Origin of the sequence: Kitasatospora sp. NPDC028055 (genome assembly GCF_040637885.1) — a bacterium.
GTDB lineage: Bacteria > Actinomycetota > Actinomycetes > Streptomycetales > Streptomycetaceae > Kitasatospora.
This window is the reverse complement of the sequence record NZ_JBEZXE010000029.1, coordinates 82,675-106,295: the sequence shown is the minus strand read 5'-3', so window position 1 is coordinate 106,295 and position 23,621 is coordinate 82,675. Positions and strand designations below refer to the sequence as shown.

The window sequence follows — 23,621 nt, the reverse complement described above, 5'->3', positions numbered from 1 at the left end:
TGTCCGAGACGACCGTCTGAGTCGTACGTCCGATTCGGACGTCCAGGGCGAGGCGTCCAGGACGGGGCGTTCGGATCGGGCGTCTGACACGGACGTACGAACCGGTCCTCGGTACGGACGTCCGTCTCAGACGCCCGGACCGGACCGGACCTCAGAGCAGGGTGCGCAGCCGCAGCAGGTCGCGGAAGCCGGCCTCCAGCTTGATCCGGCCGCTCGCCCAGGCGGAGGCGAAGTTGAGTTCGCCGCCGACCAGGGCGAGCAGGTCGTCGCCGGTCATGGTGAGCCGGATCGCGGCCTTCTCGGCGGGCGAGCCGGGCACGGCGACCACGTCCTGGATCCGGCCGTCGCGCAGCTGCCCGGTGAAGGTCAGGTCGAGGTCGGTGATCCGGCAGCTCAGCGAGCGGTCGAGGGCGGCGGCCTTCCGGACGTCGCCGGTGGCCTTCGCCATGTTCCGGCTGAGCTGCTCCAGCGCCTCCCGGCACTCCTCGGCGTTCGCCACGGCGCTCGCTCCATCCCCAGGTCACTACGGTGCGGACTGCCGGGCCACGGTACCTCAGGAGGGTTTTGGCGGTAGCGTCGTCAGTGGGGTGCCCGGAATCGCCCGGGTGCCGAGGGCGACGGAGCGCGGCGCGCGGGCGCGCGCAGGCGCGGAGGAGGCACCCGGATGCTGCCGAGGACGGTGCGGGGAGCGGTGGCGGCCGCCGCCGTGGTGGTGGAGGAGGTCGGCAAGCGGGTCGTCGACACGGCGGCCGCGGTCCTGGAGAAGACCGGCGTCGACGTGGCCGAGGTCGAGCGCAGGCTGGGCGGCCAGTTCCCGCCGTCGGCGAAGACGCTGCAGACCCTGGCGGAGGAGGCCGTCACCGCCGGGCGGGCCGGGGTGGACCTGGCGGTCGGGGTGGCGCGCAACGAGGTGGAGAAGGCCTTCGAGAAGGTCGGCGACCAGGTGACCAAGGTCGGCGTGGTGCTGGCGTACCTGGAGAGCAAGCTGCGCGAGGTCGAGGAGGATCCGGCCGTGTCCAAGGCCGGGTCGGGCCCGGTCGGGTACCCGGCGGAGGAGCCGGTGCCGGCGCCCCGGGCGGACGACCTGTTCGGGCGCGGCTGGGAGTTCGAGGACGAGCGTGTGGCGGCGGAGCCGATAGTGGCCGAGCGGGTGGAGGTGGACGAGCCGGTCGAGGTCGATCCGCCGGTGGCACCGCGGCGGCCCGTGGCGGCGGCCGGGCACCCGGCGGCGGAGGGGGTGACGGCGGAGGCGGAGAAGGCCGCAGTGGTGAAGAAGGCCACCGCCGCCAAGAAGACCGCTGCCGCCAAGAAGGCCACCCCGGCGAAGAAGACCACCCCGGCCAAGAAGGCCACCCCGGCGAAGAAGACCGCCGTCGCCAAGAAGGCCACGGTGAAGAAGACGGCCGCTGCGAAGCGGACCGAGGCGGCCGGCCGGGCCGGGACGGCGGCCAAGCGTACGGCGACGAAGAAGACCACCGTCCGCAAGGCCAGCAGCACGAAGAAGCCCGATGTCCGGGGCGAGTGAGCCGGGCGCACCGGCCGAGCCCGCCCGGCTCGTAGAGCCGACTGAGCCCACCCAGCCCGCCCAGTCCACTGAGCCCGCCCAGCCCGCCGCAGCGGTCGGGCCGCTCGGCGTCGAACTGCTGCCCACCGGGCACCCCGGGGTGGATGCCGGGCTGGCCCGGCTGGAGGCTCTGGACGGGGTCCCGGCCGAGGCACACGTCGCGGTGTACGAAGATGTTCACCAGCGGCTCGCCGACGCGTTGGCCGCACTCGACCGGGAATGATCCGCAGGACCCGTAGGAGCTGAAACACCAGTGGCAGTGGCACGACGCCGACTCGACGCGGAGCTGGTCCGCCGCAAGCTGGCCCGGTCGCGTGAGCACGCGTCCGAGCTGATCGCGGCCGGCCGGGTGACCGTCGGTGGCACCACCGCGACCAAGCCGGCCACCCAGGTGGAGACCTCGGCGGCGGTCGTGGTGGCCAAGGACGACAACGACCCCGACTACGTCTCGCGCGGCGGGCACAAGCTGGCCGGGGCGTTCGCGGCCTTCGTGCCGCAGGGCCTGGTGGTCGAGGGCCGCCGGGCGCTGGACGCGGGCGCCTCCACCGGCGGGTTCACCGACGTGCTGCTGCGGGCCGGGGCGGCCCACGTGCTGGCGGTGGACGTCGGCTACGGGCAGCTGGCCTGGTCGCTGCAGAGCGACGAGCGGGTGACGGTGATGGACCGCACCAACGTCCGTGAGCTGACCCTGGAGTCGATCGGCGGCACCCCCGTCGACCTGGTGGTCGGCGACCTCTCCTTCATCTCGCTGGGCCTGGTGCTGCCCGCGCTGGCCGCCTGCGCGGCCCCGGACGCGGACCTGGTGCTGATGGTCAAGCCGCAGTTCGAGATCGGCAAGGAGCGGCTCGGCAGCGGTGGGGTGGTGCGCAGCCCGCAGCTGCGTGCCGAGATGGTCCGGCAGGTCGCCGGGCAGGCGTGGGAGCTGGGGCTGGGCGTGCGCGCGGTCACCGCGAGCCCCCTGCCGGGGCCGTCCGGGAACGTCGAGTACTTCCTCTGGATGCGCCGGGACGCCCCGCAGCTGGACCCCGCGGACGCGGACCGGGCCGTCGCGGAGGGGCCCCGATAGGGTGCTCTGCGAGCGTCCGGCCCGTCATGCTGGATGGCGCGGCCGCACCGGGCCGAGGGCGACCCGGCAGGCGTAGGGAGAGGGCAGCGGCATGAGCGATGAAGAACGCACGGTCTTCCTGATCGCGCACACCGGCCGGGAGGCGGCGCTGCGCAGCGTCGAGGCCCTGGTGCACGGGCTGCTGAAGTCGGGGCTGCGGATCAGGCTGCTGGAGGCGGAGGCGGTGGACCTCGACCTGCCGGACGGGGTCGAGAAGGTGGCCGAGGGGCCGGGGGCGGCGGACGGCTGCGAGCTGATCCTGGTCGCCGGCGGGGACGGCACGCTGCTGCGCGGCGCGGAGTTGGCGCGCTCGCACGGGCTGCCGATGCTGGGCATCAACCTGGGCCGGGTCGGCTTCCTGGCCGAGGCGGAGCGGGACGACCTGGCCGTGGTGGTCGAGCGGGTGGTGGACGCCGACTACGAGGTCGAGGAGCGGATGACGATCGACGTCATCGTCCGCACCAACGGCGACGTGGTGCACGAGGACTGGGCGCTGAACGAGGCGTCGATCGAGAAGGCGTCCCGGGAGCGGATGCTGGAGGTGGTGACCGAGGTGGACGGCCGTCCGGTCTCCAACTTCGGTTGCGACGGGGTGGTCTGTGCGACGCCGACCGGTTCGACGGCGTACGCCTTCTCGGGCGGCGGGCCGGTGGTGTGGCCGGAGGTGGAGGCGCTGTTGATGGTGCCGATCTCCGCGCACGCGCTGTTCGCCCGGCCGCTGGTGACCTCGCCGGACTCGGTGCTGGCGGTCGAGGTGCAGCCCAAGACCCCGCACGGGGTGCTCTGGTGCGACGGGCGCCGCTCGGTCGAACTGCCCGCCGGGGCGCGGGTGGAGGTGCGCCGGGGGAGGACGCCGGTGCGGCTGGCCAGGCTGCACCGGGCGCCGTTCACGGACCGGCTGGTCGCCAAGTTCGCGCTCCCGGTGACGGGTTGGCGCGGCCGCTCGAACACCCCCTGCTGACGGCCGGCCGGAGCGTCCGGGCGGCTCAGACCGCCAGCGCCTGGCCCTCGTCGGCCGAGCCGAGCCGGCCGCCCGCCGTGGCGCGGGCGGCCAGCGCGGCCAGCCGCCGCACGGCGGCGGGGACGGCCGGGGCGGGCACGGTGAGCGGGATCCGGATGTGGTGCTCGAAGGCGCCGTCCGAGCCGAACCGGTTGCCGGCGGCGATCCGGATCCCGGCGTGCTCCCCGGCCTGGGCGAGCGCCGCGCCGGACAGGCCGCCGGTGGTGACCCAGAGCGCGAGGCCGCCGGGCGGCAGCCGGAAGCTCCACTCCGGCAGCTGCTCGGGCAGTGCGGCGGCGAAGGCGTGCGCGGTGGCCCGCAGCCGGTCCAGCTGGTGGGCGCGGACGGCGGGGAGCGGTTCGCCCAGCAGCTCGGCGGCGATCAGCTGGTCGAGCACCGGGGTGCCGACGTCGCTGTAGACCCGCTCGGAGGCCAATCGCCGGACCAGCGCGGGCGCGGCCCGGACCCAGCCGATCCGCAGGCCGCCCCAGAGCAGCTTGCCGGCCGAGCCGACGGTGACCACCTGGGCGGCCCGGTCCAACGCCGCCACCGGGCGCGGCAGCGGTGTGGACTCCGGTACGCCCCAGCCGAGTTCGGCGGTGGTCTCGTCCACCAGCACGATGCTCCCGACGGCCCGGGCGGCGGCCAGCAGCCGGCGGCGCTGGTCCTCGTCGATCAGCGCGCCGGTCGGGTTGTGGAAGTCGGGGATGACGTACGAGACCTTGGGGGCGGCCCCGCGCAGCACCCGCTGCCACTCCTCCAGGTCCCAGCGCCTGCGGGCGCCGGAGGCGTCGTACGGGACCGGCACCAGGCGTGCCCCGGTGAGGCGCAGCGCCTGGAGGGTGTGGGCGTAGCTGGGGGCCTCGACGGCGACCCGGTCGCCGCGGCCGACCAGCACCCGCTGGACCAGGTGCAGTCCGCCCATCGCGCCGGTGGTGACGAGGATCTGGTCGGGGGTGGTGGGCAGGCCGCGCTCGGTGTAGCGGCGGGCCACGGCCTCGCGCAGCACCGGGACGCCGGTGGGGTAGTGGCCGTGCCCGGCGGCGTACTGCGGCAGCAGTTCGACGGCCCGGGCGGCGGCCCGGCCCAGCCAGGGCTGGGGGGCGGGCAGGGCGGCGACGCCGAGGTCGAGGGTCCGTTCCTGTTCGTCCGGCGGGACGGGGTGCAGGGCGTCGCTGGGCGGCGGGGCGCCCTCGGGCAGGGCGGTCCAGCTGCCGGCGCCGCGGCGGCTGAGCAGGTAGCCGTCGCCGCGCAGGGCCTCGTAGGCGGTGGTGACGGTGGTGCGGCTGAGGTCCAGGGCGGAGGCGAGTTCGCGTTCGGCGGGCAGCCGGGCGCCGACCGGCAGCCGGCCCTCGGTGACCAGCAGCCGGATCTGCCCGGCCAGGGTGCGGTAGGCGGGGCGGCGGGCGGTGGCCGGTTCGGGCAGTCGCGCGGTGGCGAGCAGCCGGGCCAGCGCGGGCGGGGTGACGGTGGTGTGCCAGTCGGCCATCGCTGATCAGTCCACTTGCTCGGGATTGGCCCTGTCATGAGCCACTTTGGCCTCTTCATGATGGCAGGGCGGCCACCGCGCCGCCACCACCGGGGCCGGCCCGGGGTGCAGCACCACCCGCAGGAGCAGCAGTGGCCAGCACGACCGCGTCCACCTCCCCGTCCGCCTCGACCGCGCCCGCCTCGACCGCGTCCACCTTGACCGCGTCCACCTTGACCCCGTCCGCCTCGACCGCGCCCGCCTCGACCGCGCCCGCCTCCCCGCCGGCCCCCGCGTCCGGCGCCTCCGGTCCGCGGCCCGCCCGGCCGGGGCTGGCCGTCCGGATCCTCGGCGACACCCACGCGCTGGGCCGCCGGCTCCCGCAGCTCGCCGTCGGCCTCGCCCTGTACGGGGCGAGCATGGCGCTGATGCTCCGCTCCGGCCTCGGCCTCGACCCCTGGGACGTCTTCCACCAGGGCCTGCAACGTGTGTTCGGCCTCACCGTGGGCGCCTGGGTGACCGTCTGCGGCGCCCTGGTGCTGCTGCTGTGGATCCCGCTGCGCCAGCGCCCGGGGGTGGGCACCGTCGCCAACGTGCTGGTGATCGGCGCGTCGATGGACCTCACCCTGCGGGTGGTCGACGGCCCGCAGGGCCTGCCCGCCCGGGCCGCGCTGATGGCCGCCGCGGTGCTGCTCAACGGCGTGGCCTCCGGCCTCTACATCGGCGCCCGGCTCGGCCCGGGCCCGCGCGACGGCCTGATGACCGGACTGCACCGGCGCACCGGGCGTTCGCTGCGGCTGATCCGCACCGGCATCGAGGTCACCGTGCTCGCCGTCGGACTGCTGCTCGGCGGCACCGCCGGGGTCGGCACGGTGGCGTACGCGCTGCTCATCGGTCCGCTGGTGCAGTTCTTCCTGCCGTGGTGCACGGTGCCCACCGCCGCCGAAACGCCCCGGAAGGAGTGAACCCGGCGGCACGGAGTTGCCGCGCGCCGTTGCCGCTCGTCGCGCTCCGGGGGCGGAACCTCGTAAGGTCGTCTCCGTGTTGGACGAGATGCGGATACGGGATCTTGGGGTCATCGACGATGCGGTGGTCGAGCTGGCTCCCGGCTTCACCGCCGTGACCGGTGAGACCGGCGCCGGCAAGACCATGGTGGTGACCAGCCTCGGCCTCCTGCTCGGCGGCCGCGCCGACCCCGGCCTGGTGCGCCACGGGGCCGGCCGCGCCGTGGTGGAGGGCCGGCTGGAACTGCCCGCGGACTCCCCGGCGGCGGTCCGGGCCGTCGAGGCCGGGGCCGAACTGGACGACGGAGCGCTGCTGATCAGCCGGACCGTCTCCGCCGAGGGCCGCTCCCGGGCGTACGTCGGCGGGCGGGCCGTCCCGGTCGGGCTGCTCACCGAACTCGGCGAGGACCTGATCGCCGTGCACGGCCAGACCGACCAGCAGCGGCTGCTGCGCCCGGCCCGCCAGCGCGGCGCGCTGGACCGCTACGCGGGCGCGGCGGTCGCCGAGCCGCTGGCCCGCTACCGGGAGACCTACCGGGCCCTGCGCGAGGTCGCGGCCACCCTGGAGGAGCTGACCACCCGGGCCCGCGAGCGCGCCCAGGAGGCCGACCTGCTGCGCTTCGGCCTGGACGAGATCGCCGCCGCCGAGCCGGTGGCCGGGGAGGACGTCGAGCTGGCCGCCGAGGCCGAGCGGCTCGGCCACGCCGACGCGCTGTCCTCCGCCGCGACCCTCGCCCACGCCGCCCTGGCCGGCGACCCGGCCGACCCGGAGGCGCTGGACGCGGGCACCCTGCTCGCCCAGTCCCGGCGCGCCCTGGAGGCCGTGCGCCACCACGACGAGCGGCTGGCCGCCCTGGCCGACCGGCTGAACGAGGTCGGCTACCTGCTGGCCGACGTCGCCGGGGACCTCGCGGGCTACGCCGACGACCTGGACGCCGACCCGGTGCGCCTCGCCGCGGTCGAGGACCGCCGGGCCGTGCTGGCCCAGCTGCTGCGCAAGTACGGCGGCGAGCGGAACGACCTCGCCGAGGTGATCGCCTGGGCCGAGGCCGGCTCCGCCCGGCTCGCCGAACTCGACGGCGACGACGAGCGGATCGACCAGCTCGGCGCCCAGGAGACCGAGCTGCGCGCCGAGTTGGCCGAGCTGGCGGCCGAGGTGTCGGCCGCCCGGCAGGCCGCCGCCGGGCGCTTCGCCGAGGCCGTCTCCGCGGAGCTCGCCGAACTCGCCATGCCGCACGCCCGGGTGACCTTCTCGATCACCCGGGTCGACGACCTGGCCGGCATCGAACTGGACGGCCGTACCGTCGCGTACGGGCCGCACGGCGTGGACGAGGTCGAGGTGCTGCTCGCCCCGCACCCGGGCGCCCCGCCGCGCCCGATCGCCAAGGGCGCCTCGGGCGGTGAGCTGTCCCGGGTGATGCTCGCCGTCGAGGTGGTCTTCGCGGGCGCCGATCCCGTCCCCACCTACCTGTTCGACGAGGTGGACGCGGGCGTCGGCGGCAAGGCCGCGGTCGAGATCGGCCGCCGGCTGGCCAAACTGGCCGAATCCGCCCAGGTCGTGGTGGTCACCCACCTCCCGCAGGTGGCCGCGTTCGCGGACCGGCACCTGGTGGTGGAGAAGACCGTCGACGGCACCGTGACCCGTTCCGGGGTCAAGGTGTTGAACGACGAGGAGCGAGTACGGGAACTCTCCCGGATGCTGGCCGGCCTGGAGGACTCGGAGCTGGGCCGGGCCCACGCCGAGGAGCTGCTGGCCACCGCCCGGGCCCCTCGCCACCGGTAGCCCGAACCGGCGGCCCTCCCCGTCGGGACGGCGACGCGCCCCCGGTGGCGCCGACTGTCCAAGAGGGCCGCCGACCTGGCATGGTGGCGGCTGGACACTGGCTTTCCAGTCCCGAGCGCCGCCGGGCGGGCAATCCTCGCGAAGCGGCGCGCGAACCTGATCGAGTCGGATGCGAGACGACGTGGACCATTCCGCTGCCCGGGCCACCGCGGCCGCCCCGGAACCGGGGCAGCTGCACGTGGTACTCGTTCTGGCCGCCAGCACCGGCGGCATCGGTGCGCACGTGCGTTCCCTGGCCCAGGGCCTGGTCGCGCACGGGGTGATCGTGACGGTCTGCGCACCGGCCGGTACGGACGCGCTGTTCGGCTTCTCCCGCACCGGCGCGCGGTTCCACACCGTCGACATCACCCCCACCTCGGGGGCCCGCAGCGACGCCACCGCGATCGGCGAGCTGCGCCGGGCCTTCACCGGCGCCGACGTGGTGCACGCCCACGGGCTGCGGGCCGGCCTGCTGTCCGACCTCGCGCTGCGCACCGCCGGCCGCTTCCCGGGCCTGCGCCCGGAGACCCCGCTGGTGGTCACCTCGCACCACGCGCTGCTGGCCACCGGCATGGAGCGGCGGCTGCAGCGGCTGATGGAGCGCCGGGTGGCGCGCGCCGCCGACCTGGTCCTCGGCGCCTCCTCCGACCTGGTCGCCAGGGCCCGCGAACTGGGCGCCACCGACGCCCGGCTGGGCCCGGTGGCCGCCCCGCCGATGCCCGAGGGCCGGCTCGGCCGGGCCGAGGCGCGGGCCGCGCTGCTCGGCGACGGCCCGGACCGCCCGCTGGTGCTGGCGGTCGGCCGGCTCGTCCCGCAGAAGGCCTTCGGGGCGCTGCTGGACGCCACCGCCGAGCTGTCCGCGCTGGACCCGGAGCCGCTGCTGCTGCTCGCCGGGGACGGCCCGGAGGCGGGCCCGCTGCGCGAGCGGGTCGCCGCCGAGAAGCTGCCGGTGCGCCTGCTCGGCTACCGCACCGACGTACCCGACCTGTTGGCCGCGGCCGACGTGGTGGTGGTCTCCAGCCGCTGGGAGGCCCGTTCGCTGGTGGTCCAGGAGGCGATGCGGGCCGGCGTGCCGGTGGTCGCCACCGCCGTCGGCGGCATCCCCGAACTGGTCGGCGACGCCGCCCTGCTGGTGCCGCCCGGGGACCCCGCGGCGCTCGGCCGGGCGGTGCGTGGGCTGCTGGCCGACCCGGCCCGCCGGGAGCAGCTGGTGGCGGCCGGCCGGCAGCAGGCCGAGACCTGGCCGGACGAGGCCGCCACCGTCGCCCAGGTGCTCAGCACCTACGACGAGTTGGTGCAGCGGGGCTGAGCAGCCCTCAGACGCTCGCCCGCTCCACCCGCTCCGCGGCCCGGTCGGTCTCGGCGCCGTCCGGCTGGGCCGACAGGTAGGCGGCGCCGCAGGCGGTCAGCCGCAGGGCGGTGTCGATCAGCGGGACGTGGCTGAACGCCTGCGGGAAGTTGCCGACCTGGCGCTTGAGCCGGGGGTCCCACTCCTCGGCGAGCAGCCCGAGGTCGTTGCGCAGGGACAGCAGCCGGTCGAACAGCTCGCGGGCCTCCTGCACCCGGCCGATCATGGCGAGGTCGTCGGCGAGCCAGAACGAGCAGGCCAGGAAGGCGCCCTCGTGGCCGGACAGGCCGTCCACGTTGTTGCCGGACTCGTCGTGGGTCGGGTAGCGCAGCACGAAGCCGTCCTCGGTGGACAGTTCGCGCTGGATCGCCTCGATGGTGCCGATCACCCGCTTGTCGTCCGGCGGCAGGAAGCCGACCTGGGGGATGAGCAGCAGCGAGGCGTCCAGCTCCCTGCCTCCGTAGTACTGGGTGAAGGTGTTGCGCTCGGGGTCGTAGCCCTTCTCGCAGACGTCCCGGTGGATGGTCTCGCGCAGGACGCGCCAGCGCTCCAGGTGGTTGTCGGAGGGGGCGTCCTCGGGGGTCTGCTCCAGCAGCTTGATGGTGCGGTCGACGGCGACCCAGGCCATCACCTTGGAGTGGACGAAGTGCCGGCGCGGGCCGCGGACCTCCCAGATTCCCTCGTCCGGGTTCTGCCAGTGGTCCTCCAGGTACTCGATCAGGCGCAGCTGGAGGTGGAGGGCGTGGTCGTTGCGGACCAGGCCGGTCATGTGGGCCAGGTGCAGGGCCTCCACCACCTCGCCGTAGACGTCGAGTTGGAGCTGCCCGGCGGCGCCGTTGCCGACCCGTACGGGCAGCGAGCCCTCGTAGCCGGGCAGCCAGTCCAGCGAGGACTCGGTGAGCTCGCGCTCGCCGGCGATGCCGTACATGATCTGCAGGTTCTCCGGGTCGCCGGCGACCGCGCGCAGCAGCCACTCGCGCCAGGCGCGGGCCTCCTCGCGGTAGCCGGTGCGCAGCAGCGAGGAGAGGGTGATCGCGGCGTCGCGCAGCCAGGTGTAGCGGTAGTCCCAGTTGCGCTCGCCGCCGATGTCCTCGGGCAGTGAGGTGGTGGGGGCGGCGACGATGCCGCCGGTGGGGGCGTAGGTGAGGCCCTTGAGGGTGATCAGCGAGCGGACCACGGCCTCCCGGTAGGGGCCCTGGTAGGTGCACTGGTCGGCCCAGTCGTGCCAGAACCCGGCGGTGGCGTCGAGCATCGCCTCGGCGTCCGGGACGGCCGGCGGCTCCAGGTGGGAGGCCTGCCAGGTGAGGGCGAAGGCGATCCGCTCGCCGGCCCGGACGGTGAAGTCGGCGTAGGTGGTGAGGTCGCGCCCGTAGGTCTCGGCCTCGCCGTCCAGCCAGACCGAGTCGGGCCCGGCCATGGCGACGGTGCGGTGGCCGCCGTCGGCCTGCTCGACCCGGTGCACCCAGGGGACGATCCGGCCGTAGGAGAAGCGCATCCGCAGCGCCGAGCGCATCCGCACGGCCCCGGCCACGCCCTCGACGATCCGGATCATCTGCGGCACGGAGTCCTTGCCGGCCAGCGGGCGGGGCGGCATGAAGTCGATCACCCGGACGGTGCCGCCCTGGGAGTCCCACTCCTGCTCCAGGATCAGCGAGTCGCCCCGGTAGCGGCGGCGGTCGGCGGGCACGGCGGGGGCGGCGGCGGTGGGCGGCGGGACGCGCAGGGCGGCGGTGTCGCCGAGGCGGGGCAGGGCGGCCTCGGCGGGGGCGGTGGCCGGGGCGGGGAGATCGGTCGCCACGGCCTCGGCCGGTCCGATCCGCCAGAAGCCGTGTTCATCGGTGCCGAGCAGGCCGGCGAACACCGCCGGCGAGTCGAAGCGGGGGAGGCAGAGCCAGTCCACCGCCCCGTCCCTGCTGACCAGGGCAGCGGTCTGCATGTCCCCGATGAGTGCGTAGTCCTCGATACGGCCGGCCACGTGGATCTCCAGTTCGCAATGTGGTCAGGGCATCGGCGAACCAGGAGCGAGCGGGGCTGCGGGGCCGGAGGTTCACCCCGGGACGTCCGGCCCGCCGGGGGGTGCTGGCGGGCCTTGCTGGAGTGTCCGCGCGGGGCTCGGTCGAGCCCCTGGGGTTGGGTGGGGAGGAGCTGGATTACGGGGAGGTCCGGTCGCGCATCGGGGACCGGGAGTGTCCTGACGCTCCCACGCCCTCCGCGTGCTCGTGCTGTCGCGATGCGTTCGTGCAGCTTACGACGGACGAAAGGGGCGAAGCACGCGGGCGCAGCCTCGTGTGGCGCCGCAATTCGGCGGAAATGCCGTGCATCGCGGGGGCGCGGCGCAGGATGGTCCGGAAGGATCAGCTCCGGGTGGCCGTAACGGACCGGCTGGCATGGCCCGGTCGGAGCGCCCCGGCTGGCCCGGTCCGGTGGGTGGTGCGACCGGTGTGACGCGTGCGGCGGATGGTGCGCCGGTGGTGCGCCCGGCGCACGCTCCCGGAGTGCCGAGCGCGGGGCGAAAGGCGTCCCGGTCAGGTCACTGTTACCCTGGTATCCCGTGGACCGGCGGGATCAAACGCCCCGGACCAGCCGAACCGACGACCCTTCGAGCGCCGCGCACCTGCCGGCCTCCCGTCGCCCGGCGAGCCGCGAGCCTCCCGCCCACGTCACTTTCGACACGCGACCCACGGGAGCCCCCTCTTGGCACAGCCCCATTCCGGCAAGGCAGCGAACGGCCGCGCCGTGACGACCAAGCACCTCTTCGTCACCGGGGGTGTCGCCTCTTCGCTCGGAAAGGGGCTGACCGCCTCCAGCCTCGGCGCGCTGCTCAAGGCCCGCGGCCTGCGCGTGACGATGCAGAAGCTCGACCCGTACCTCAACGTGGACCCGGGCACCATGAACCCGTTCCAGCACGGTGAGGTCTTCGTCACCGACGACGGCGCCGAGACCGACCTGGACATCGGCCACTACGAGCGGTTCCTCGACACCAACCTGCACGGCTCGGCGAACGTCACCACCGGCCAGGTGTACTCGACGGTCATCGCCAAGGAGCGCCGCGGCGAGTACCTGGGCGACACCGTCCAGGTCATCCCGCACATCACCAACGAGATCAAGTCCCGGATCCGCCGGATGGCGACCGAGGACGTCGACGTCGTGATCACCGAGGTCGGCGGCACCGTCGGCGACATCGAGTCGCTGCCGTTCCTGGAGGCCGTCCGCCAGGTCCGCCACGAGGTCGGCCGGGACAACGTGTTCTTCGTGCACGTCTCCCTGCTGCCGTACATCGGCCCCTCGGGCGAGCTCAAGACCAAGCCCACCCAGCACTCCGTCGCCGCGCTGCGCAACATCGGCATCCAGCCGGACGCGATCGTGCTGCGCGCCGACCGCGAGGTCCCGCAGGCGATCAAGCGCAAGATCTCGCTGATGTGCGACGTGGACGAGGAGGCCGTGGTCGCGGCCATCGACGCCAAGTCGATCTACGACATCCCGAAGGTGCTGCACGGCGAGGGCCTGGACGCCTACGTGGTGCGCCGCCTGGACCTGCCGTTCCGCGACGTGGACTGGACCACCTGGGACGACCTGCTGCGCCGCGTCCACGAGCCGCAGCACATCGTCAAGGTCGCCCTGGTCGGCAAGTACATCGACCTGCCGGACGCCTACCTGTCGGTGACCGAGGCGCTGCGCGCCGGCGGCTTCGCCAACAACGCCCGGGTCGAGATCAAGTGGGTCACCTCGGACGACTGCGAGACCCCCGAGGGCGCCCGCGAGCAGCTCGGCGACGTCGACGCGATCTGCATCCCCGGCGGCTTCGGCGACCGCGGCGTCAACGGCAAGGTCGGCGCCATCACCTTCGCCCGCGAGAACAAGGTCCCGCTGCTGGGCCTGTGCCTGGGCCTGCAGTGCGTGGTCATCGAGGCCGCCCGCAACCTGGCCGGCCTGCCCGATGCCAACTCCACCGAGTTCGACGCCGCCGCCAAGCACCCGGTCGTCTCCACCATGGCCGAGCAGCTGGCGATCGTCGACGGCAAGGGCGACCTGGGCGGCACCATGCGCCTGGGCCTCTACCCGGCCAAGCTCGCCGAGGGCTCGATCGTCCGCGAGGTCTACGGCGGCGAGCCGTACGTCGAGGAGCGCCACCGCCACCGCTACGAGGTCAACAACGCCTACCGCGCGGACCTGGAGAAGACCGGCCTGCAGTTCTCCGGCCTCTCGCCCAAGGGCGACCTGGTCGAGTACGTCGAGTACCCGCGCGAGGTGCACCCGTACCTGGTGGCCACCCAGGCCCACCCGGAGCTGAAGTCCCGCCCGACCCGCCCGCACCCGCTGTTCGCGGGCCTGGTCAAGGCCGCCATCGAGATCAAGACCGCGGCCTCCGAGTAGTTCCTCACTTCGGCCTCGGTGGTTCACCGGACGGCGGCCCCGCGATTCCCGCGGGGCCGCCGTTCGGCGTTAGATTGTGTCGCACTGACGAAAAGGGGAGAGCGATGGACGAGCGGAGCGACCTGGTGATCGCCGACACGGCCGAGGAGTGGGAGGTCCGGGCGAGCTCGACGCCGTTCCAGGGCCGGGTCACCGGCGTGCGCAGCGAGGAGGTCCGGATGCCCGACGGCAGCTGGTCCCGGCGCGACTACCAGACCCACCCCGGCTCGGTCTCCGTGCTGGCCCTGGACGACAAGCAGCGGGTGCTGGTGCTGCGCCAGTACCGCCACCCCGTCCGCCAGCGGCTCTGGGAGCTGCCGGCCGGCCTGCTCGACGTGCCCGGCGAGAACCCGTGGCACGCCGCCCAGCGCGAGCTGTACGAGGAGGCGCACTGCCGGGCCGACACCTGGCGGATCCTGGCCGACTACTACACCTCCCCGGGCGGCACCGACGAGGCGCTGCGGATGTTCCTGGCCACCGACCTCGCCGAGGCCGAGGGCGAGCGGTACGAGGCCGAGGGCGAGGAGCAGGAGATCGAGGTCGCCTGGGTGCCGGTGCCCGAGCTGATCCGGCTGGTCCAGGCCGGGCTGCTGCACAACCCGACCCTGGTCACCGGCGTCCTCGCCGTGCACGCCGCGCTGACCTCCCCGGACGGCCTGGACGGGCTGCGCCGCCCGGACGCGCCGTGGCCGGCCCGCCCCTTCGAGGCCTGAGCGCCCGTCGGGGCGCCGGCCCCGTTCGGGGCGTGGGCGAACCAGAGGGGTTGATGCCTTGGGGTGATTCGCCGGTTCGTACGACCGGATGTCACCTCCGATCAGTCGGACGGTCGAACTACGCTTCGCAGACAGGGCGCCCGTCCCGGGCCGCCTCCGCCGAGCGCAGCGGGCCGACCGGCCGGACGCCGGGCGCGGGATGACGTCGGGAGTGGCACGGGTGGCGAGGAAGACGGCGACGATGGACCCCGGCCCCGACGCGCCCGCCGGCGCCGTCCCGGGGCTCGACCGGCTGCCCGCCGGGCCCGCCCTGTTCGCCGGGCGGCGCACCGAACTGGCCGCGCTGCGGGCGGCCGCGACCCGCCGGGTGAACGGCCGCTGCCCCGTCCTGGTGCTGGCCGGGCGCCCCGGCTCGGGCCGCACGGCGCTCGCCGCCCGCTTCGCCCGGACCGTCGCCGCCGACTACCCGGACGGCGTGCTGTTCGCCCGGCTGTCCGCCCCGGACGGCGGGCGGGTGCCGCCGGGCCGGGCCGCCCGGCTGCTGCTGGAGCAGCTCGACCCGCAGGCCGCCGTGCCGCTGCCCGGCGTCGTCGAGGACGGGCGGGACGAACCGGGCGGCGTGGCCCTGCGGGAGGCCCTGGCGGGACGCCGGGTGCTGCTGGTGCTGGACGACGTACGGGACGCCGGGCAGCTGTGGCCGCTGCTCGCCGACGAACCCGGCTGCCTGGTGCTCGCCACCACGGCCGGGCCGCTCACCGGCATCGAGGACATCGACCCGGTGATCCTCGGCGGGCTGGACCGGCAGGCCTCCGGGGAGCTGCTGGCCGACCTGGTGGGCGGCACCCGGGTCTCCTGCGACCCGGTCGGCGCGGCCGACCTCGCCGAGGCCTGCGCCGCCGGGCCGGCCGCGCTGCGGCTGATCGCGCGGTGGCTGCGCGGCAACCCGAAGATCGCGGTCACCGACGCGGTGCGCGAGCTCACCCGGGCGGTGGGGGAGGAGTCGGAGGCCGCGGGCGCCAAGGGCGCCGGCCGCGGCCGGGCGGGGAAGGCCGCGAAGGGCGCGAAGACCGCCAGGGCCGGCCGGACGCCGAGGACCGACGCGGCACCGGAGAAGAAGGAGGAGGGCGCCCCGGCGCAGGACGGCGCCGCGGAGCCCGTCGCCGGGCCCGAGCCGGCCGGCGACCCGTCGACCTGGGTCAAGCCCGGGCCCGCGCCCGCCGAGCCGGTGCCCGTCCCCGACAACGACCCGCTGCTGGGCGCCTTCACCCTGCTCTACCGGGGACTGCCGGCCGCCCAGGCGCGGATGCTGCGCACCCTCACGCTGGCCCCGGCGCAGACCGCCGACCCGCGCACCGCCTCCGCCCTGGTCGGCTGCCCGGTGCCGGAGGCGGCCGCGACGCTGGCCGCGCTGGCCGAGCTGGAGCTGCTCGGCGAGGAGGCGCCGGCCGCCGACGGCACCCCGCGCTACCGGGTGCCCGGACGGCTCTACCAGCGGCTGGTCCGGCTGCGGGAGCAGGAGGACCGGCCCGCCGAGACCGAGCTCGCCCGGGCCCGGCTGCTGGAGCGGCTGGTCCGGCTGACCGAGTCGGCCCGCGCCCTGCTGGACCCGGCCGACGGCCCGGCCCCCGACCCGCTGCCCGCCGCGCTGCGGCTGGACTCGGCCGGGCACGCCCGGGACTGGCTGTCGGGGGAGCGGGAGCTGCTGCTCGGCGCGGTGGCCGACGCGATCGGCCAGGGGGACCTGGACGGCTCGGCCGGCCGGCTGGTCACCGCGCTGCTGCGGGCACTGCCGCTGACCGGCACGGCCGCCCCCGCCGACCTCTACCGGCTGCACGAGCTGGTGCTCACCGTCGCCGAGCGCAACGGGCGCCCCCGCCGGGCCTCGGCGGCGCTGCTCAACCTGGGCGACCTCCAGGCCTCGGCGGGCCGCTGGGAGCAGGCCGCCGGGCACTACCGGGCCGCCCTGGAGCACGCCCGCGCGGTCGGCGACGAACCGCTCTGCGCCCGGGCCCTGGAGGGCGCGGCGGGCTGCCACCGGGCGCTCGGCGACGCGGTGCGCGCCGCCGACTGGTACGGGCGGGCGCTCGGGCTGCGGCAGTCGCTGGGCGACCACGCGGCCGAGGCCCGGCTGCTGGCCCGGGTCGCCGAGGCGCACACCGCGCAGCGCCGCTTCGAGGAGGCCGACCGGGAGTACCGGGCCGCGCTGGCCGTGCTGCGCCGGATCGGCGACGAGCGCGGCCGGGAGGCGATCGGCACGGCCCTCGCGGACCTGCGGGAACGCGTCGACGGCGGGTGGTGAGGGCGGTTTCGGAGGTATCGTCGAAAGTGCCCTGATACGGCACTTATGACAGGTAGGTTCCAGTGGAAGCCTACGAACCTGCCAATGTCTTCGGCGAAATTATTCGATTTGGAAGGCTGACAGGCCGCCTGGGCTTCATTACACTCGAACTCAGTCGCGCAGCGATCCCCTGCCCCGGCATGCCCGGAGGCTTCCCCACGTGCGCGTCGCCCACCGGTCTTCTCCGGTCGGGACCCCCATGGCAAGAGGACGTGTTCAGTCGTGAAGGTCGGCATCCCCCGCGAGGTCAAGAACCACGAGTACCGCGTGGCCATCACGCCCGCCGGCGTGCATGAGCTGGTCCGCAACGGCCACGAGGTCTACATCGAGGACAACGCCGGTCTCGGCTCCTCGATCCCCAACGAGGAGTACGTGGCCGCCGGCGCCACCATCCTCCCCACCGCCGACGAGGTGTGGGCCACCGCCGACCTGCTGCTGAAGGTCAAGGAGCCCATCGCCTCCGAGTACCACCGGCTGCGGAAGGGCCAGACCCTCTTCACGTACCTGCACCTGGCGGCCGACCGGGCCGGCACCGACGCGCTGGTCGCCTCCGGCACCACCGCCATCGCCTACGAGACCGTGCAGCTGGGCAACGGCGCGCTGCCGCTGCTCGCCCCGATGTCCGAGGTCGCGGGCCGGTTGGCCCCGCAGGTCGGCTCGTACCACCTGATGCGCCCGGCCGGCGGCCGCGGCGTGCTGCCCGGCGGCGTGCCCGGCACCCACCCGGCCAAGGCCGTCGTCATCGGCGGTGGCGTCTCCGGCTGGCACGCGGCCACCATCGCCATCGGCATGGGCTACGACGTGACCCTGCTGGACCGCGACATCAACAAGCTGCGCGAGGCCGACCGGATCTTCGGCACCAAGATCAAGGCCATCATGTCCAACTCCTTCGAGCTGGAGAAGGCCGTCCTGGACGCCGACCTGGTCATCGGCGCCGTGCTGATCCCGGGCGCCAAGGCCCCGAAGCTGGTCACCAACGAGCTGGTCTCCCGGATGAAGCCGGGCTCCGTGCTCGTCGACATCGCCATCGACCAGGGCGGCTGCTTCGAGGACTCGCGCCCGACCACGCACGACGAGCCGACCTTCCAGGTCCACAACTCGGTCTTCTACTGCGTGGCCAACATGCCGGGCGCCGTCCCGAACACCTCCACCTACGCGCTGACCAACGCCACCCTGCCGTACGTGCTGGAGCTGGCCAACCGGGGCTGGAAGGAGGCGCTGCGCCGTGACGCGGCGCTCGCCAAGGGTCTGAACGTCCACGAGGGCCAGATCACCTTCCCGGCCGTGGCCGAGGCCTTCGGCCTGGAGTCGGTCACGCTGGAGACCGTGCTCGCCTGAACCCCCTGACCGCGCGGCGGTCGTTCGCCCCCGACCCGATGCCCTCGGGTCGGGGGCTTCCGCGTGCCCGTGAACAGCGGGTGGACCGGGCGGGTCGCTCTGTCGTCAATTTCCGTCGGTGGTGTCACCCGACCCTCGGCGTCCCGCAGAAACGTTAGGGTCATGGGCCTGCTCATCCCTTGACAGCAGCCCGCCCGATAGTCGACACATCGTGCCCACTACCGTGGATTGTGTTGCTGCGAACGCCTTGAACGGCCTAGAGTCGCAAACCGTCGGCATGCTGCCACGCTGACGAATCGACATAGAGTCCTGGATCCCCAAGGAGGTAAGACGACTTGTGAATGAGTCGACAATTGCTCCCGGGGGTGGTCAGCCAGGACTGGCGGAGCTCACCGCCGGCCAGCCGAGTGAGGAGCCCGGGGCCCGGCAGGCATCCGTGGGCTCGGCCGAGGTCGGCTCGGTCGCACTCCGCACCTTCGAAGCACGCCAGAACACAGCACAGGTGACCACGGTGACCGATCACGACGCCGACTTGGCGGCCTACGGCCTGGCCTACGGCGAGTTCGCCTACGGCGCCTACGACGACCCGGACGCCGAGTACGAGCCGGACCCGGAGTACGCCGCCACGCTGGCCCCCGACGCCGCGCGCCAGCGCCGCGAGCGGGTCGGCCCGACCGGCCGTCCGCTGCCGTACTTCCCGATCCCCGCGCCGGTCGCCGAGCACGGCCCCGCCCAGATCATCGCCATGTGCAACCAGAAGGGCGGCGTCGGCAAGACCACGTCGACCATCAACCTGGGCGCGGCGCTGGCCGAGTACGGCCGCCGGGTGCTGCTCGTGGACTTCGACCCGCAGGGCGCGCTCTCGGTCGGCCTCGGCGTCAACCCGATGGAGCTCGACGTCACCGTCTACAACCTGCTCATGGAGCGGGGCCTGACGGCCGATGAGGTGCTGCTCAAGACCGCCGTCCCGGGCATGGACCTGCTGCCCTCCAACATCGACCTCTCCGCCGCCGAGGTGCAGCTGGTCAGCGAGGTGGCCCGGGAGTCCGCGCTGGCGCGCGCCCTCAAGCCGCTGCTGCCGGACTACGACTACGTCATCATCGACTGCCAGCCCTCGCTGGGCCTGCTGACGGTCAATGCGCTGACGGCCGCTCACAGCGTCATCGTCCCGCTGGAGTGCGAGTTCTTCGCACTGCGCGGCGTCGCGCTGCTGACCGAGACCATCGAGAAGGTGTGCGAGCGGCTCAACCCCGAGCTGCGCCTGGACGGCATCCTCGCGACCATGTACGACTCGCGCACCGTGCACAGCCGCGAGGTGCTGGCGCGGGTCGTCGAGGCGTTCGGCGAGCACGTCTTCCACACCGTCATCGGGCGGACCGTGCGCTTCCCGGAGACCACCGTCGCCGGCGAGCCGATCACGACCTACGCCACCAACTCGGTCGGGGCCGCCGCCTACCGCCAGCTCGCCAGGGAGGTGCTCGACCGGTGCCGCCCCGCCGAGTGAGTCTCCCGGGTGCCGACGAGCTGTTCCGGACCACCGGCGGGATGGCGCTGTCGCCGTCCCTCGCCCCGCGTCCGGCCGCCGAGGCATCCAGACCGGAGACCGCGCGGCCCGTCAACGGCACCGAGGGCCCCGAAGCCGCCCAGGGGCCCCAGGACGACCGGCAGGCGCCCCAGGAGCAGCAGCCCGCCGCCGCGGTGCCGCCGCCCGGCCAGCCGCCCGTCCAGCGGGCCGCCGGGGGCCAGGGCGCCGCACCGGCCGCGGCCACCGTGCCCGGCGGCCGCGGCACCGCGCCCGCACCGGCGGGTCGCTCCCACGCGGGCGCCGCCGAGGAGCAGGCCGGCGCCGCCGGACGCGCCCGGCCGCGCGGCCGGGCGCCGCGCCGCCCGAGCGGGCGTGAGCGGCACGACGAGAAGATCACCGTGTACGTGTCCGCCGAGGAGCTCATGGACCTGGAGCACACCCGGCTGGTGCTGCGCGGCGAGCACGGCCTGGCCGTGGACCGCGGGCGGATCGTCCGGGAGGCCATCGCGGTCGTCCTGGCGGACCTGGAGCAGCGCGGTGAGGCCTCGATCCTGGTCCGGCGGCTGCGCGGCCGCTAGGGACCGCCCGCTGGGCGCCGCGGCGGCGTGCCGTGGTTCCGAGGCGGGCCGGTCGGCGGCGTGTCGGTGGGCCCCGTGGCCGGAGGGCCGGTGCGGGCGGGTGAAGATGGACCGCCATGCCGAGCACCGTCGAACCAGCCGCCAGCGCCGTGAACGCCACCGAGGAGGAGTCCCGGGGCGGCTTCCGGGTGCGGCTGGACAACTTCGAGGGCCCCTTCGACCTGCTGCTCGGCCTGATCGCCAAGCACAAGCTGGACGTCACCGAGGTGGCACTGGCCACCGTGACGGACGAGTTCCTGGCGCACATCCGGGCGATGGGCCCGGAGTGGGACCTGGACGCGGCGACCGAGTTCCTGGTGGTGGCCGCCACCCTGCTCGACCTCAAGGCCGCCCGGCTGCTGCCGGTGGCCGAGGTCGAGGACGAGGCGGACCTGGCCCTGCTGGAGGCGCGTGACCTGCTGTTCGCGCGGCTGTTGCAGTACCGGGCGTACAAGCGGGCGGCGGCCGTGTTCGGCGAGCGCTGGGCGGCCGAGCTGTTGCGCCGCCCCCGGACCGTCGGGCTGGAGCCCCGGCACGCGGAGCTGCTGCCCGAGGTGGTCATCACCGTCGGCGCGGAGCGGCTCGCCCAGCTGGCGGCCAAGGCGATGGAGCCCAAGCCGAAACCGGTGGTGTACGTGGACCACATCCACACCCCGCCGGTCAGCGTGCGCGAGCAGGCCGCGCTGGTGGTCGGGCTGCTCACCGAGCTCGGCGAGGCCTCCTTCCAGCAGCTGGTCGCGGACGCGCCGGACACCCTGGTGGTGGTCGCCCGGTTCCTGGCGCTGCTGGAGCTGTACCGGGAGCGGGCGCTGGACTTCGAGCAGCCGGAGGCGCTCGGGGAGCTGCGGGTGCGCTGGGTGGCCGAGGAGGGCCGGGGCCCGGTCGAGGTGACGGACGAGTTCGACCGGCCCGCCGGCGGTGCGGAGCGGGCCGAGGAGGAGGACGGGCGGCGATGAGCGGCGGGCAGGACGGCGGGAAGGACGGCGGGCGGCCGGTGCGGCGCCCGCTCGGGCTGCCGGGGCAGCCGCGGGCGGAGGAGTGGCTGGAGCCGGCCTTCGTGCTGCTGCCGGAGCCGGTGGTGGCGCCGGTGGCTGCTCCGGTGGTTGCTCCGGTGGTTGCTGCGGAGCCGGGGGACGGCGAGCCCCGGGTGGTGCACCAGAAGTCGGCCCCGTCGACTTCCGGTGCGCCGGATTCGGTCGGAACGGATGCGGCCGGGGCGGATTCGGTTGCGGCTGATTCGGTCGGGGCGGATCCGCTCGGGCCCGGGCCGGTCGGGCCGGGGCTGCGGGCCGAGCTGGAGGCGATCCTGATGGTCGTCGACGAGCCGGTCGGCGAGGAGCGACTGGCCGGGGTGCTGGAGCGGTCGCGGGCCGAGGTGGCCGCGGCACTGCGCGGCCTGGCCGCCGAGTACACCGCCCAGGGGCGCGGCTTCGACCTGCGGCTGGTGGCCGGCGGCTGGCGGTTCTACAGCCGGGAGACCTGCTCCGAGGCGGTCGACCGCTTCCTGCTGGACGGCCAGCAGGCCCGGCTCACCCAGGCCGCGCTGGAGACCCTGGCGGTGGTCGCCTACCGGCAGCCGGTGTCCAGATCGCGGGTTTCCGCCGTCCGCGGTGTGAACTGTGACGGCGTGATGCGTACCCTGGTACAGCGAGGACTGGTGGAAGAGGCCGGATCCGAGCCCGAAACAGGTGCGATCCTGTATCGGACGACGAACTACTTCCTGGAACGGATGGGGCTCCGCGGCTTGGACGAGCTGCCGGAGCTTGCTCCCTTCCTGCCCGAGGTCGACGACGTGGAAGCGGAGTCCCTGGAGGGCACGATGATCGCGGAGGCGGTCTCCGCCGCTGCCGCGCAGGCCGCGGACGGCAGTGGCGAGGCCGATCGGGCAACGCCTGATCGGTAGGGGGAGGTGAGGTCGGCCGAGACGACCGCACATCCCAGACGGAACGACGTACGGACACTTTGATGCGTAGCAGTGGCAACGGCAGGAACGGCAGCGGCGGCGGTAGCGGTCGCGGCGGACAGGGCGGGGGTCGGGGCGGCTCCTACGGCGGCGGCAGCGGCGGCGGTCGCGGCGGGTCGGGCTCGGGTTCGGGCTCGGGTTCGCGCGGCGGCTCGTACGGCGGTGGCTCGTACGGTGGCGGTTCGTACGGCGGGGGCTCGGGTTCGGGTTCGCGCGGTGGCTCCTACGGCGGCGGCTCGGGCTCCGGCTCGCGCGGCGGTTCGTACGGCGGCGGCTCGGGTTCCGGCTCGGGCTCGCGCGGCGGTTCGTACGGGCGCGACGGCGGCCGTCGGGACGACCGGCGCGACGACCGCCGCTTCCCGGACCGCCCGCTGCGGCCCGAGGAGCGCAGGTACGACCGTCCCGAGTTCGGCGGCGGCCCGAACGCCACCCCGGCCCGCGGCGGCTTCACCGGCCGGCGTCCCGGCCCGGCCCCGCGCCCGCGCCGGGAGGGCCAGGGCGCCCCGGGCGACCCGCGCCGCCAGCCGCAGCGCTCGCGCGAGCTCCAGGCCAAGATCGAGGACGCCGTGCTGGCCCGGCACGACAAGCCGGCCGTCAAGCTGCCCAAGACCTTCGGCGAGCCCGAGGGCGAGCGCCTGCAGAAGGTGCTGGCCCGGGCCGGCGTCGGCAGCCGGCGCGCCTGCGAGGAGCTGATCGAGCAGGGTCGGGTCGCGGTCAACGGCAAGCAGGTCACCGAGCAGGGCAAGCGGGTCGACCCGGAGAAGGACGAGATCAAGGTCGACGGCCTGACCGTCGCCACCCAGTCCTACCTGTTCTTCGCGCTCAACAAGCCGGCCGGCGTGGTCTCCACCATGGAGGACCCGGACGGCCGCCAGTGCCTGGGCGACTACGTGACCAACCGGGAGACCCGGCTGTTCCACGTCGGCCGGCTGGACACCGAGACCGAGGGCATCATCCTGCTCACCAACCACGGCGAGCTGGCCCACCGCCTCACCCACCCGAAGTACGGCGTGACCAAGACCTACCTGGCCGCCATCCAGGGCCCGATCCCGCGTGACCTGGGCAAGCAGCTGGCCAAGGGCGTGGAGCTGGAGGACGGCTACGCCCGCGCCGACAGCTTCAAGGTGGTCTCCAACGTCGGCAAGAACTACCTGGTCGAGGTGACCCTGCACGAGGGTCGCAAGCACATCGTCCGCCGGATGCTGGCCGAGGTCGGCTTCCCGGTCGAGAAGCTGGTGCGCACCCACTTCGGTCCGATCGCCCTGGGCGACCAGAAGTCGGGTTGGCTGCGCCGCCTGACCAACCCCGAGGTCGGCCAGCTGATGCGCGAGGTCGGCCTGTAGGACCCGGGCCGGACGGCCGCTGTTCGTCGGAGGGTCCCCCGCCCGTGGTGGCGGGGGGCC

At 74.7% G+C, this 23,621-nt stretch carries 19 protein-coding genes; 16 read left to right on the top strand and 3 right to left on the bottom strand.

The annotated features are described in order from the left end of the window. Positions 1–151: 151 nt before the first annotated feature. A complete protein-coding gene (locus tag AB0F71_RS25710; RefSeq protein ID WP_360238481.1) occupies positions 152–499 on the bottom strand; it encodes an alkyl sulfatase C-terminal domain-containing protein in 348 nt (115 codons plus the stop codon). Positions 500–664: 165 nt separating this feature from the next. Between AB0F71_RS25710 and AB0F71_RS25705 the strand changes: the two genes are divergently transcribed. The 4 genes from AB0F71_RS25705 (at position 665) to AB0F71_RS25690 (ending at position 3,630) form a co-directional block, all read left to right on the top strand. Further along, the gene (locus AB0F71_RS25705) at positions 665–1,525 is read left to right on the top strand and encodes a hypothetical protein (RefSeq protein ID WP_360238479.1); all 861 of its coding nucleotides are present in this window, start codon (positions 665–667) and stop codon (positions 1,523–1,525) included. Further along, positions 1,509–1,787: a hypothetical protein gene (locus AB0F71_RS25700; RefSeq protein ID WP_360238477.1), complete on the top strand. Its 279-nt coding sequence runs from the start codon at positions 1,509–1,511 to the stop codon at positions 1,785–1,787. The genes AB0F71_RS25705 and AB0F71_RS25700 overlap by 17 nt, the downstream gene beginning before the upstream one ends. Before the next feature lie 36 nt (positions 1,788–1,823). After that, the gene (locus AB0F71_RS25695; RefSeq protein ID WP_360238501.1) at positions 1,824–2,630 is read left to right on the top strand and encodes a TlyA family RNA methyltransferase; all 807 of its coding nucleotides are present in this window, start codon (positions 1,824–1,826) and stop codon (positions 2,628–2,630) included. Between the two features lie 91 nt (positions 2,631–2,721). Next, the gene (locus tag AB0F71_RS25690) at positions 2,722–3,630 is read left to right on the top strand and encodes an NAD kinase (RefSeq protein WP_360238475.1); all 909 of its coding nucleotides are present in this window, start codon (positions 2,722–2,724) and stop codon (positions 3,628–3,630) included. Between the two features lie 25 nt (positions 3,631–3,655). Here the strand turns inward: AB0F71_RS25690 and AB0F71_RS25685 are convergent, their stop codons facing one another. Further along, positions 3,656–5,158, bottom strand: coding sequence for a PLP-dependent aminotransferase family protein (locus AB0F71_RS25685; protein WP_360238473.1), 1,503 nt, complete (start codon positions 5,156–5,158; stop codon positions 3,656–3,658). 398 nt (positions 5,159–5,556) lie between these two features. Between AB0F71_RS25685 and AB0F71_RS25680 the strand changes: the two genes are divergently transcribed. The 3 genes from AB0F71_RS25680 to AB0F71_RS25670 all read left to right on the top strand — a co-directional run bounded on the left by AB0F71_RS25680 (position 5,557) and on the right by AB0F71_RS25670 (position 9,272). Continuing rightward, complete coding sequence (locus AB0F71_RS25680; protein WP_360238499.1) at positions 5,557–6,102, top strand: hypothetical protein; 546 nt, start codon at positions 5,557–5,559, stop codon at positions 6,100–6,102. An 88-nt stretch (positions 6,103–6,190) separates the two neighbouring features. Continuing rightward, positions 6,191–7,924 carry a DNA repair protein RecN gene (gene recN, locus AB0F71_RS25675; protein ID WP_360238497.1) on the top strand — a complete coding sequence of 578 codons (1,734 nt, stop codon included), beginning with the start codon at positions 6,191–6,193 and terminating at the stop codon, positions 7,922–7,924. A 181-nt stretch (positions 7,925–8,105) separates the two neighbouring features. After that, entirely contained in the window at positions 8,106–9,272 is a 1,167-nt protein-coding gene (locus AB0F71_RS25670) for a glycosyltransferase family 4 protein (protein WP_360238471.1), read from the top strand. Between the two features lie 7 nt (positions 9,273–9,279). Here the strand turns inward: AB0F71_RS25670 and AB0F71_RS25665 are convergent, their stop codons facing one another. Continuing rightward, positions 9,280–11,286: a glycoside hydrolase family 15 protein gene (locus tag AB0F71_RS25665; RefSeq protein WP_360238469.1), complete on the bottom strand. Its 2,007-nt coding sequence runs from the start codon at positions 11,284–11,286 to the stop codon at positions 9,280–9,282. Between the two features lie 761 nt (positions 11,287–12,047). Between AB0F71_RS25665 and AB0F71_RS25660 the strand changes: the two genes are divergently transcribed. The 9 genes from AB0F71_RS25660 to AB0F71_RS25620 all read left to right on the top strand — a co-directional run bounded on the left by AB0F71_RS25660 (position 12,048) and on the right by AB0F71_RS25620 (position 23,561). Next, positions 12,048–13,685 (top strand): CTP synthase, encoded by a 1,638-nt coding sequence (locus tag AB0F71_RS25660; RefSeq protein WP_360238495.1) that lies wholly within the window; start codon positions 12,048–12,050, stop codon positions 13,683–13,685. A gap of 104 nt (positions 13,686–13,789) precedes the next feature. Next, the gene (locus tag AB0F71_RS25655) at positions 13,790–14,437 is read left to right on the top strand and encodes an NUDIX hydrolase (protein WP_360238467.1); all 648 of its coding nucleotides are present in this window, start codon (positions 13,790–13,792) and stop codon (positions 14,435–14,437) included. A gap of 220 nt (positions 14,438–14,657) precedes the next feature. After that, complete coding sequence (locus AB0F71_RS25650; RefSeq protein ID WP_360238465.1) at positions 14,658–16,736, top strand: tetratricopeptide repeat protein; 2,079 nt, start codon at positions 14,658–14,660, stop codon at positions 16,734–16,736. A gap of 261 nt (positions 16,737–16,997) precedes the next feature. Next, positions 16,998–18,113 carry an alanine dehydrogenase gene (gene ald / locus AB0F71_RS25645; protein WP_360238463.1) on the top strand — a complete coding sequence of 372 codons (1,116 nt, stop codon included), beginning with the start codon at positions 16,998–17,000 and terminating at the stop codon, positions 18,111–18,113. 436 nt (positions 18,114–18,549) lie between these two features. Further along, the gene (locus AB0F71_RS25640; RefSeq protein WP_030245868.1) at positions 18,550–19,617 is read left to right on the top strand and encodes a ParA family protein; all 1,068 of its coding nucleotides are present in this window, start codon (positions 18,550–18,552) and stop codon (positions 19,615–19,617) included. Continuing rightward, positions 19,614–20,216, top strand: a complete 603-nt coding sequence (locus AB0F71_RS25635) for a hypothetical protein (RefSeq protein WP_360238461.1) — start codon at positions 19,614–19,616, stop codon at positions 20,214–20,216. Before AB0F71_RS25640 ends, AB0F71_RS25635 begins: the two co-directional genes overlap by 4 nt. A 116-nt stretch (positions 20,217–20,332) precedes the next feature. After that, entirely contained in the window at positions 20,333–21,211 is an 879-nt protein-coding gene (locus AB0F71_RS25630; protein ID WP_360238459.1) for a segregation/condensation protein A, read from the top strand. Positions 21,212–21,537: 326 nt separating this feature from the next. Next, positions 21,538–22,158 carry an SMC-Scp complex subunit ScpB gene (scpB, locus tag AB0F71_RS25625; protein ID WP_360238493.1) on the top strand — a complete coding sequence of 207 codons (621 nt, stop codon included), beginning with the start codon at positions 21,538–21,540 and terminating at the stop codon, positions 22,156–22,158. A 62-nt stretch (positions 22,159–22,220) separates the two neighbouring features. Next, positions 22,221–23,561, top strand: a complete 1,341-nt coding sequence (locus AB0F71_RS25620; RefSeq protein ID WP_360238457.1) for a pseudouridine synthase — start codon at positions 22,221–22,223, stop codon at positions 23,559–23,561. The last annotated feature ends 60 nt before the right edge of the window (positions 23,562–23,621 follow it).